At 74.5% G+C, this 11378-nt stretch carries 9 protein-coding genes; 8 read left to right on the top strand and 1 reads right to left on the bottom strand.

The window, feature by feature from the left end; all coding sequences use genetic code 11:
* Positions 1 to 83 precede the first annotated feature (83 nt).
* The 5 genes from STBA_RS12940 (at position 84) to hutH (ending at position 5922) form a co-directional block, all read left to right on the top strand.
* Positions 84 to 935, top strand: a complete 852-nt coding sequence (locus tag STBA_RS12940) for a biotin--[acetyl-CoA-carboxylase] ligase (protein WP_077059390.1) — start codon at positions 84 to 86, stop codon at positions 933 to 935.
* A 271-nt stretch (positions 936 to 1206) separates the two neighbouring features.
* Positions 1207 to 2235 carry an adenylate/guanylate cyclase domain-containing protein gene (locus STBA_RS12935; protein WP_107485220.1) on the top strand — a complete coding sequence of 343 codons (1029 nt, stop codon included), beginning with the start codon at positions 1207 to 1209 and terminating at the stop codon, positions 2233 to 2235.
* Between the two features lie 11 nt (positions 2236 to 2246).
* Positions 2247 to 3041 carry an enoyl-CoA hydratase-related protein gene (locus STBA_RS12930; RefSeq protein WP_077059388.1) on the top strand — a complete coding sequence of 265 codons (795 nt, stop codon included), beginning with the start codon at positions 2247 to 2249 and terminating at the stop codon, positions 3039 to 3041.
* A gap of 146 nt (positions 3042 to 3187) precedes the next feature.
* On the top strand, positions 3188 to 4357 hold the full coding sequence (locus STBA_RS12925) for a sensor domain-containing diguanylate cyclase (protein ID WP_077059387.1): 1170 nt from the start codon (positions 3188 to 3190) through the stop codon (positions 4355 to 4357).
* 11 nt (positions 4358 to 4368) lie between these two features.
* Positions 4369 to 5922 carry a histidine ammonia-lyase gene (gene hutH, locus STBA_RS12920; RefSeq protein WP_077059386.1) on the top strand — a complete coding sequence of 518 codons (1554 nt, stop codon included), beginning with the start codon at positions 4369 to 4371 and terminating at the stop codon, positions 5920 to 5922.
* 19 nt (positions 5923 to 5941) lie between these two features.
* Here the strand turns inward: hutH and STBA_RS37130 are convergent, their stop codons facing one another.
* Entirely contained in the window at positions 5942 to 6121 is a 180-nt protein-coding gene (locus STBA_RS37130; RefSeq protein WP_143659474.1) for a hypothetical protein, read from the bottom strand.
* A 71-nt stretch (positions 6122 to 6192) separates the two neighbouring features.
* On the opposite strand from STBA_RS37130, the gene STBA_RS12915 reads away from it, so the two are divergent.
* From STBA_RS12915 to STBA_RS12905, 3 genes are all read left to right on the top strand, one after another.
* The gene (locus STBA_RS12915; RefSeq protein ID WP_077063294.1) at positions 6193 to 6525 is read left to right on the top strand and encodes a hypothetical protein; all 333 of its coding nucleotides are present in this window, start codon (positions 6193 to 6195) and stop codon (positions 6523 to 6525) included.
* A gap of 125 nt (positions 6526 to 6650) precedes the next feature.
* On the top strand, positions 6651 to 7910 hold the full coding sequence (locus STBA_RS12910) for an Ig-like domain-containing protein (RefSeq protein ID WP_077059385.1): 1260 nt from the start codon (positions 6651 to 6653) through the stop codon (positions 7908 to 7910).
* 222 nt (positions 7911 to 8132) lie between these two features.
* Positions 8133 to 11354: a S8 family serine peptidase gene (locus STBA_RS12905; protein ID WP_253194700.1), complete on the top strand. Its 3222-nt coding sequence runs from the start codon at positions 8133 to 8135 to the stop codon at positions 11352 to 11354.
* Positions 11355 to 11378 lie beyond the last annotated feature (24 nt).

The raw sequence follows: 11378 nt of genomic DNA, 5'->3' as shown, positions 1-11378 counted from the left end.
GTAGTCGGCGGCTGCTGATCCGTAGGCTAACGGCGCGGCGTTCTGGCGCAGGTGCGGCGTTGGCCACACCGTAGGCTGGCCGCATGACTCCACCGTCGAGCCGCTGGTCCGACCTCGACCGCCCCCCGCTCGACGAGCGGGCCCTGCGCAGGGCGCTGATCCGGCCCGACGGGCTGTGGACCCGCCTGGACGTCGTGCCGCGCACCGGCTCGACGAACGCCGACCTGACCGCCGCCGCCCGCGCCGGCCGGGCCGCCGCGGGCACCGTGCTGGTCGCCGAGGAGCAGCACAGCGGCCGGGGGCGTCTGGACCGGACCTGGAGCGCGCCGCCGCGCTCCGGGCTGTTCTTCTCGGTGCTGCTGCGGACCGGGCCGGCGGTGCCGGACGAGCGGCTGACCTGGCTGCCGCTGCTGGCCGGCGTGGCCACCGCCACCGCGCTGGCGCGCGCCGCGGGCGTGGACACGGCGCTCAAGTGGCCCAACGACGTGCTGGTGACCGTGGACGGCGAGGAGCGCAAGCTCGGCGGCATCCTCGCGGAGCGCGCCGAGGGCGGCACCGTGGTGCTCGGCATCGGGCTGAACGTGTCGCTGGGCGCGGCGGAGCTGCCCGTTCCCGGGGCCGGTTCGCTGCTGCTGGCCGGGGCCGTCTCGACGGACCGCGACCCGCTGCTGCGCGCGGTGCTGCGTTCCCTGGACGACTGGTACACGCGGTGGACCGCGGCCGGCGGCGACCCGGCGGCCGCGGGGCTCCTCGACGCGTACGCGGCGGGCTGCGCCACGCTCGGCCGCCGGGTGCGGGCCGAACTGCCGGGCGGCGGCGAGGTGCGGGGCACGGCGGCGGCGGTCGACGGCGAAGGCAGGCTGGTCATCGAGGGTGACGACGGTGCCCGGCGGGAAGTGGCAGCGGCTGACATCATCCATCTCCGCGCGACGTGACATAGGGCACACCTGCCGTAGGGTTGGGCCTCATGACGAGCGACGCCTCCAGCCCGGTGGCCCGGGCGGAGAAGCTTGCGGGAAGGTCCGCGAGTGACGGGCGCGGCTGAGCGGAACGGTAGGGCAGTGCGCAGCGGAGGATTTTCTTCTCCTAGGGCGGGTGGCCGTGGCCGAGGGTGATCCGGACACGTCCGCGCCGGGGCCCGCGGCGGACGCGGACACGGACTCGGATACGGGCGCGGACGCGGGCGCGGAGCACACGAACGGCACCGTGGACGCCGAAAACATCGCACTGCGCATCGAGGAGCTGATCCTCGGCGCGGAACGGCAGTACACCCCGTTTCAGGCGGCCCGCGCCGCAGGCGTATCCATGGACCTCGCGTCGCGCTTCTGGCGGGCGATGGGTTTCCCCGACATCGGCCAGGCCCGGGTGCTGACCGAGTCGGACGTCCTGGCCCTGCGGCGGCTGGCCGGTCTGGTGGAGGCCGGGCTGCTGAGCGAGTCCATGGCCATCCAGGTCGCCCGTTCGACGGGCCAGACGACGGCCAGGCTCGCGGACTGGCAGATCGACTCGTTCCTCGAAGGGCTGACCGAGCCGCCCGAGCCCGGCATGACGCGCAGCGAGGTGACCTATCCGCTGGTCGAGCTGCTGCTGCCGGAGCTGGAGGAGTTCCTGATCTACGTGTGGCGGCGGCAGCTCGCCGCGGCCAGCGGCCGGGTGGTGCAGGCGCAGGACGACGCGGAGATGGTGGACCGGCGGCTCGCCGTCGGCTTCGCCGATCTGGTGGGCTTCACGCGGCTGACCAGGCGCCTGGAGGAGGAGCAGCTCGGCGAGCTGGTGGAGGCGTTCGAGACGACCGCGGCCGACCAGGTCGCCGCGCAGGGCGGGCGGCTGATCAAGACGCTGGGCGACGAGGTGCTGTTCGCGGCGGACGATGCGGGCACCGCGGCCGACATCGGGCTGCGGCTGGTGGAGACGCTCGGGGACGATCCGATGATGCCGGAGCTGCGGGTCGGCATCGCCTTCGGCACGGTGACGACGCGCATGGGCGACGTCTTCGGGAACACGGTCAACCTCGCCAGCCGGCTGACCTCGATAGCGCCCAAGAACATGGTCCTGGTGGACGGCGCCCTGCGGGACGAGCTGACCGCGGCGGGACTCGCGCCGCAGTCGGAGAAGGCGGCGGACACGGACGAGGGCCGCGCCGCCGCGTACCGCTTCGCGCTCCAGCCGCTGTACCAGCGCCCGGTCCGCGGCCTTGGCATCGTCGAGCCGTGGCTGCTGGCCCGGCGGGGGTAGTCTGACGGGCCATGGAGACGCGCCGGTACGGGGAATGGGTCGTGGTCCAGCGGGACGGTCACGTGGCGGAGGTGCGCCTCGACCGGCCACGGGCCATGAACGCGATCTCCACCGAGCTGGCCCGGTGCCTCACGGCCGCCTGCGCCGACCTCGCGGCCGACCGTTCGGTGCGGGCGGTGGTGCTGGCCTCGACGCAGGAGCGGGCGTTCTGCGTGGGTGCCGATCTGAAGGAGCGCAACGGGCTGAGCGACGCCGAGTTCGGCCGGCACCGCACGGTGCTGCGGGCCGCGTTCACGGCGGTGCTCGATCTGCCGGTGCCCGCGGTGGCCGCGGTGGCGGGCTTCGCCCTCGGCGGCGGGTTCGAACTGGCACTGTCCTGCGACCTGATCGTCGCGGAGCCGACGGCCGTGGTGGGGCTCCCCGAGGTGACCGTGGGCGTCATCCCGGGCGGCGGCGGCACGCAGCTGCTGCCGCGGCGGGTGGGGGCGGCGCGGGCGGCGGAGCTGATCTTCACCGGGCGCCGCGTGGCGGCGGACGAGGCGCGGCGGCTCGGCCTGGTCGACGAGCTGACGGAGCCGGGCGGTGCGCGGGCGGCGGCGCTGGCCCTGGCCGCGCGGATCGCGGCCAATTCGCCGGTGGGCCTGCGCGCCGCGAAGCGCGCGCTGCGCACCGGCTCGGGGCTCGGGCTCCAGGCGGGGCTCGAAGTGGAGGACGCGGCCTGGCGCACGGTGGCTTTTTCGCCCGACCGGGCGGAGGGCGTGGCGGCGTTCAACGAGAAGCGCACGCCCGACTGGCCGGGTGAGTAGCGGGCGGGCTCCGGCGCACGTGCCGGTGGTGCCGCACCGGCGCGCGGGGGCGCCGGGCCGCGCTGGGGGGCGGCTCGCGCTCGTACGAAAGGGGCAGGGAGTAGTTGAAGGCCCCAAAGCGCGCGGAACGCTCCTAGCCTGGGCGTATGGGTGACGAGAGCCGGCTGCGGGCCGTCCTGGAGCTGGCGCAGAGCATGGCGGCCGCGCACGGGCTTCCCGAGGTGGCGCAGGCCGCCGCCGCGGGGGCCAGGGAGGCGCTGGGCGGGACGTTCGCGGCGATGTCCGTCTGGGAGCGCGAACGCGGGCGGCTGCGGGTCCTGGTGAACACCGGGGAGCTGGGGGAGGGGGAGGAGGAGTTCCCGGCCGACGAGTCGTATCCGGTGCGGGACTTCCCCGAGATCACCGAGTTCCTGCACGAGCGCTGGGCGCGCGGCGGCGAGGCGCGGGCCTGGGTGGAGTCGGCGTCCGGGCCGCGCGGCAGCCGCCGGGCGGCGGCGCTGCGCCGCCGCGGCCGCGGTTCGTGCGTGGTGGCGCCGATCGTGCTGCACGGGCGGGCGTGGGGCGAGCTGTACGTGGAACGCGGCCGGGGGGCCGCCGTGTTCGGGCGGGCGGACGCCGACTTCGCGTCGGTGCTCGCGGCCGTCATCGCGGCCGGGCTCGTCCAGTACGAGCGGCTGGCGGAGGCGCGGCGGCTGGCGTTCACCGATCCGCTGACCGGCCTCGCCAACCGCCGCGCGGTGGACATACGCCTGGACGAGGCCCTGGAGGAGCACCGGCTCACGGGCGCCCGGGTCAGCCTGGTGGTGTGCGACATCAACGGCCTGAAGCGGGTCAACGACACCTACGGCCACGCCGTGGGCGACCGGCTGCTCGAACGGTTCGGCACGGTGCTCTCGCTGTGCGGTGCGGCGGTGCCGGGGGCGCTGGCCGCGCGGCTCGGGGGAGACGAGTTCTGCCTGCTCGCGGTGGGCCCGGAGGCCGCGGAGGTGGAGCGGGCCGCGGCGGAGATCTGCCGCAGGGCGCGCGATCTGGACATCGGGGAGGGCGTCGCCTGCGGAATGGCATCGACGGGGGACGCGATCGGGCCGCTGCGCTCGGCGCGCCGGCTGTTCCGGCTCGCGGACGCCGCGCAGTACCAGGCGAAGGCCGCGGGCTCCGCGGCGCCCGTCGTCGCGGGCCGGGGCGGGGCGCGCGACGTGGTCGTCGCCCTGGCGGACGCCCCGGGCGCGGGCGGACCGCAGCGCCGCCGCTTCCGCGGGCGGCCGGCGGCCCGTTCCCCACGCCCCGGTGATGACGGATGCCGATTCACTCCTTAGGCTCCCTGAATATGTCCATGCAGATCCTGGTGCGTCCCTCCGGCACCTCCTTCGACGACGTCATCGCGGTGGCCCGGCACGGCGCCCGGGTCGGCCTGTCAGACGAGGCGCTCGCCGCCATGGCCGCGGCCAGGCGCGTCGTCGACGGGCTCGCCGCCGGGCCCGAGCCGGTCTACGGCGTCTCGACCGGCTTCGGCGCGCTCGCCGTGCGCCACATCGGGCCCGAGCTGCGCGAGCGGCTCCAGCGCAACATCGTCCGTTCGCACGCCGCGGGGCTCGGGCCGCGCGTCGAGCGCGAAGTGGTGCGCGCGCTGATGTTCCTGCGGCTGAAGACGATCGCCTCGGGCCACACCGGCGTGCGCCCCGAGGTCGCCGCCACGATGGCCGCCGTGCTGAACGCGGGGCTCACCCCCGTCGTCCACGAGCACGGTTCCCTCGGCTGCTCAGGCGACCTCGCGCCGCTCGCCCACTGCGCGCTGACCCTCCTCGGCGAGGGGGAGGCCGAGGGCCCGGACGGCACCGTGGGCCCGGCGGGCCCGCTGCTCGCCGCGCACGGCATCGCCCCGGTCGAGCTGCGGGAGAAGGAGGGGCTCGCGCTGCTCAACGGCACGGACGGCATGCTCGGCATGCTGATCATGGCCTGCGCCGACCTCGGCCGCCTGCTCACCTCGGCCGACGTGACCGCCGCGCTGACCCTGGAGGCGCTGCTCGGCACGGAACGCGTGCTCGCCCCCGAGCTGCACGCCCTGCGCCCGCACCCGGGCCAGGCCGCAAGCGCCGCCAACATGCTGCGCGTGCTGGCCGGTTCCGGTCTCACCGGGCACCATCAGGACGACGCCCCCCGCGTCCAGGACGCCTACTCGGTGCGCTGTGCGCCGCAGGTCGCGGGGGCGGCCAGGGACACCCTCGCGCACGCCAGGACCGTAGCGGAGCGCGAGCTGGCGGCCGCTGTCGACAATCCGGTGGTGGTGGACGGGCGGGTGGAGTCCAACGGGAACTTCCACGGCGCGCCCCTGGGGTACGTGCTGGACTTCCTGGCGATCGCGGCGGCCGACCTGGCCTCGATCACCGAGCGGCGCACGGACCGGCTGCTCGACCGCAACCGTTCGCACGGGCTGCCGCCGTTCCTCGCCGAGGACGCGGGGGTCGACTCGGGGCTGATGATCGCCCAGTACACGCAGGCGGCGCTGGTCGGCGAGCTGAAGCGGCTGGCGGTGCCCGCGTCCGTCGACTCGATCCCGTCCTCGGCGATGCAGGAGGACCACGTGTCCATGGGCTGGTCCGCCGCCCGCAAGCTGCGGACCGCGGTGGACGGGCTCGGGCGGGTGGTGGCCGTCGAGCTGTACGCGGCGACGCGTGCGCTGGAGCTCAGGGAAGGCCTGGCGGGCCGGGGACTGCGCCCGGGGCCCGCGGCGCTCGCGGTGATCGGCGCGGCCCGCGCCGCGGGGGTGGCCGGGCGGGGGGAGGACCGTTATCTGGCGCCGGACCTGGCGGCCGCGGAGCGCTTCGTACGGGGCGGAGGGCTGATCGAGGCGGCCGAGTCGGCGGCCGGGCCGCTGGCCTGAACGCGGGGCGACGGGCCGGCTACTGATCCGGCTCGACGTGCGGCTGTGTGTGCTCGACCGGCATGACGCCCGAGGTGCCGTCGGCGTCGTCCCCGTCGGCGTGGGCCGAAGGCAGCAGCCAGACGAGGCCGAGCACGCCGGCCGCCACGGCGCTGCATATCAGCGGGCGGCGGTCCGGGCGGTGAGGGTGACCGTCCATGGGGAGCGATGTTACGGGCCCGTGCGGGTCGCGGGGAAGAGGTGATGGCCGGGCGCCTTACCCTCCGGGGCATGAGTGATGAACTGAGCAGTGGGGAACTCGGCGAGGAGACGCGGCGCGTCCGCGTCCGGGTGGAGATGGTGCTGGAGATCGCGGAGCCCGACGAGTTGATCAGGGCCGCGTGGGCGCGCATCGAGGGCGACGCGCTGATGCCGCCGGAGGAGCGCGACCAGGCGGCGCAGGCCGTGTCCAGGGACGAGGCGGAGGCCGTGGCCTACCTCATCGACCCGGTCGACCTGGTCGGGGACGTGCCCGGGGTGGTGCTCGCCCAGGCGTCCTGGAGCAGCGAGCCCGCGGAGCTGGACGAGGACGGCGGCTGGGAGGACGAGGACGAGGAGGACTGACCGAGCCGGCATCGAACTGGCGAGCTATCGCATGGGTTCACTTAGAGTGGAACCGGCTGCCGCCTTATCACGTTCTCTCCCATGTGTCCTCAGGGAGAGGCGGCAGCGGACGGAGTGGCGATCGGATGAGGGACGGGATGCGGCGCAAGGGCCTGATAACGGCGGCGGCGCTGCTCAGCGGGGTGCTGACACTGTCGGCATGCGGCGGCGGCGGGGACGACGAGCCTTCCGACGAGGGGGGTGGGAGCAGTGAGCAGTCGGACGCGGACCGTGCCGCGGAGGACGCGGACACGTCGGCCGCGGTGATTTCCATTACTCCCGAGGACGCGGCGGACGGCGTCGGGATCAATGACGACGTACAGGTCTCGGTCGAGGAAGGCACGCTCGACGAAGTGGTCATGACGGCCACGGAGAGCGGCTCCGAGGTGGCCGGGACGATATCCGGGGACCAGACCAGCTGGGCGCCCGACGCCCAGTTGGACCGCGGTACCAGGTATCAGCTGGCCGTCAGGGCCAGCGACGGCGAGGGACGCGAGGCGCACCAGAGCACCACGTTCACCACCGTCTCCCCGGAGAGCAGCTTCACCGGGTACTTCACTCCCGAGGACGGCGAGACCGTCGGCGTGGGCATGCCGGTCTCGCTCAATTTCGACAAGCCCATCGAGAACCGCGCGGAGATCGAGGCCGCGGTCGAGATCAATACCAGCTCCGGCCAGGAAGTGGTGGGGCACTGGTTCAGCGACACCCGGCTCGACTTCCGGCCCGAGGACTACTGGCGGGCCAACAGCGAGGTGACCGTCGCGCTCGGCTTCGACGGGATCGACGCGGGCGCGGACGTCGTCGGCTGGCAGGACCGCAGCTTCTCCTTCACCGTGGGCCGCTCCCAGGTCAGCACGGTCGACGCGGAGAGCCACCAGATGGAGGTCGTGCGCGACGGGGAGCCGCTGCGCACCATCCCGATATCCGCCGGCAGCGCGGAGAACCCGACGTACAACGGCATCATGGTGATCTCCGAAAAGTTCAAGGAGACCCGGATGGACGGCGCCACCGTCGGCTTCACGGACGACGACGGCGAGGGCGAGTACGACATACCCGACGTGCCGCATGCGATGCGGCTGTCGACCTCCGGCACGTTCATCCACGGCAACTACTGGGCCGCCAACAGCGTCTTCGGCTCCAGCAACACGAGTCACGGCTGCATAGGGCTCGCGGACGCCCAGGGTGCCGACGATCCGGACAAGGACGGCGCCTGGTTCTTCGAGGAGTCGCTCCGCGGCGACATCGTCACCGTGGTGAACTCGCCGGACCGCGAAATCCAGCCGGACAACGGGCTCAACGGCTGGAATATGAGCTGGGCCGACTGGCAGGCGGGCAGCGCCCTCTGACGCTCCCCGCCCAGCTCCACCCGCACCAGAAAACCCGGTCCCGCCCAGGGGCCGGGTTTTTTCATGCCGTCCGCCCCCGGCCGGAATGTGGCCGAATCTCGGGCAACGGAACAGACAGTTGTTTGCCACCGCACACAAAACGGTGGCGGGCTCCTAGGGTCCCCAAGTGCAAGTCACCTCACGACGCTTGGGAGCACTGTGCACAAGAAGCGAAGAAGGCCGGTGGCGATCGCGGCCACCGCTGCCGCCATGGGTGCGGGGCTGCTCATCGCCCCGCCGGCCGGTGCGGACCACGGCACCACGGCGCCCACCCGGGCGCCCGGCCAGGTCACGCTGGTCACCGGCGACCGGGTCGCCCTCGGCGCGGACGGGGAGGTGCTCGGCGTGCAGCGCGCGGAAGGCCGCGCCCACGTGCCCTTCTCGGTGTCGCGCGGCGCCGACGGCACGTTCGTCGTGCCCTCCGACGCCCGGCCGCTGATCGCGCAGGGGCTGGTCGACCCGCGGCTGTTCGACGTGACCGAGTTGAGCCGCCCCGGATACCGGCGGCTGGCGGGCGACGGTGTGCCCGTCATCGTGGCTTACGAGGGCGAGCGCCCGGCCCGGCTGTTCGACGGGGGGCAGCCGGAGATACGCGCCGACCTGGACAGCATCGGGGCCGAGGCCCTGACCCTCGACGCGGACGAGGCCGCGGCGGCCTGGGACGCGCTGACCGGCCCGCGGACGCTGTCCTCGGGCGTGACCTCCCTGACGCTGGACACCGTGCGGCGGGCGAGCCTGGACACCAGCGTCCCGCAGATCGGCGCCCCGCAGGCGTGGGAGGCCGGATTCGACGGCTCCGGCGTCACCGTCGCCGTGCTGGACACCGGCATCGACGAGACGCACCCCGACCTGGACGGCGGAAAGGTGACCGCCTCGGCCAACTTCTCCGAGGCGCAGCGGATCGAGGACCGCCGCGGCCACGGCACGCACGTGGCCTCCATCCTGGCCGGAACGGGGGGCACCTGGAGCGGCGTGGCCCCGGGCGCGCGGCTGCTGAACGGAAAGGTGCTCGACGACTACGGCTACGGCTTCGACTCCGGGATCATCGCCGGCATGGAGTGGGCCGTCGAACAGGACGCCGACATCGTCAACATGAGCCTCGGCGGCCCGGACACACCCGGCGTCGACCCGCTGGAGGAGGCCGTCAACACGCTCTCCGCCGCCTCCGGCGCGCTGTTCGTCGTGTCCGCGGGGAACGACGGGCCCGAGCCCGGCACCCTCGGCTCGCCCGGCACCGCGGACGCGGCACTGACCGTCGGCGCGGTCGACGACGCCGACGAGCCCGCCGCCTTCTCCGCCACCGGCCCGCGGGCCGGCGACGCGGGCCTCAAGCCGGACCTGACGGCACCGGGTGTGGACATCGGCGCCGCGGCGGCCGAGGGCAGCGTCGTCGCCGAGGAAGGCGAGCCCGTCGCGGACGGGTATGTGGCGATTTCCGGTACGTCCATGGCCGCCCCGCACGCCGCGGGCGCCGCTGCGCTGCTCGCGCAGGCGCACCCCGACTGGACCGGCGACCGGCTGAAGGCGGCGCTGGTGGCATCCGCGGAACCGGCCGCAGGCCACGGCGCGTTCCGGCAGGGCGCCGGCCGGGTGGACGTGGCGCGCGCCGTCGGGCAGCACATCGTGGCCGAGCCGGTCTCTCTCGGCTTCGGCGCGGTCGAGTGGCCGCACACCGAGGACCCGCCGCCCGCCGAGGAGCTGACCTACCGGAACCTGGGACCGGAGGACGTCACGCTTGAGCTGTCCCTGACGGGCCTCGCCCCGGACGGAACGCCCGCGCCGGACGGCATGTTCTCCCTCGACACCACCTCGGTCACCGTGCCGGCGAGCGGGACCGCCGCCGTCACCGTCACCGCCGCGACCGCCGCGGCGGGCGGGGCCACCGGCGGCTACAGCGTGTACGTCACGGCCACCGGCGGCGAGCAGACCGTACGCACGGCCGGTGGCGTCGAGCTGCTCGGCGAGGCCCACGTGGTCACCGTCGAGGGCATCGCCGCCGACGGCGGGGCACCGGACGACTGGTCGCTGTACGCGCTCGACGTGGCGACCGGGGAGTCCTGGGACGTGACGGACGTGACGGGACAGGGCACGCGCAGCGTCCGGCTGCCCGCGGACGGCGACTACCTGCTGGTCTCCTCCATCGAGGCCGTCGACGGCGCCGGCCGGGTGACGGACGTCGCCGCGCAGGCCGAGCACGTTCCTGACCTCGCGGCGGACGCCACGGTCGTCTTCGACGCCGCCGCGGCGGAGCCGGTCCTGCCGACGGTGCCCGACGCCGCGGCCGTGCCGTTCGCCCTGGCCGCCGATCTCGAACTGCCGGCCGTCGAGGCCGGCATCTCCTGGGACCACGACCCCGAACGGGCCACTCTGCACACCGGGTTCGCCGGGCCGCCACTGCCCGACGATCAGCTGCACGCCCGCATCGCCGGGGCCTGGACCGCGGGCGACGACGCGCAGTACCACGTCTCGGCCGAGCGGGCCGGTTCGTTCTTCGACGGGTACGCGCACGCCTACCCGGCGGACGACTTCGCCGAGCTGAGCATCACGCAGGGCGCGCTGGCCGAGGGCACCACGGGCCAGCTGATCGTCTCCGGCGGCCGGCTCGCCTCGTACGGCCCCTACCGCGACCTGCCCGCCACCACCTCGCTGCACGTCACGCGCGGTTCGTGGGACTACGCGCTCCAGTTCTCCGGCGAGGGCGAAGCCGGGTGGCTGGGCAGCGCGCCCCGTGCGTACGAGCCGGGCGACCACGTGGAACACGTCGTGAACGTGGGCGTGTTCGGGCCCGCCCTGCCGACCGGCGGCGGCGTCCACCGCAACGGCGACACGTTCGACGTCAACGTGGCGGTACTCGCGGACGGTTCGGGCCACAGCGGCTACGTGGACACCGAGTCCGGCGCGACGACGCTGACCCGCGACGGGGAGGTGGTCCACGAGCTGGACGACTACATCCGCGGCTGGACCGCCCTGGCCGTCCCGCCGGGGGAAGGCCGTTACGAGCTGACGACCACGGCCCGCCGCCCGGGGGCGGCGGTGAGCACCGAGGTCACCGTGACGTTCGGCTTCACCTCCGCGACCGTGCCCGGCGACGAGTGGGCCGTGCTGCCCACCTCGCTGGTGCGCTTCGCCCCGCGGCTCGATACGGGAAGCACCGCGCCCGCGGGGGAGGTGAGCACCGTACCGGTGTCCGTCGAGGGCGCGGCGGCCGGGCCGGGCACGGACGGCGTCACCGTCGAGGTGTCCTACGACGGCGGCGGCACCTGGGTCGAAACGCCGGTGGCCGACGGGGAGATCACCGTGACCAACCCGGCGGCCGGCGGCACGGTCTCGTTCCGCGCCACGGTGGCGGGCCCGGACGGCAGCACGACGGAGCAGACCGTCGTGGACGCCTACCGCACGGCCTGACCGCACGGCCTGACCGCACGGTCC

Origin of the sequence: Streptomyces sp. MP131-18 (assembly GCF_001984575.1) — a bacterium.
Lineage (GTDB): Bacteria > Actinomycetota > Actinomycetes > Streptomycetales > Streptomycetaceae > Streptomyces > Streptomyces johnsoniae.
Note: the sequence above shows the minus strand (reverse complement) of the source record. Positions and strands in the feature narration are given on the sequence as shown.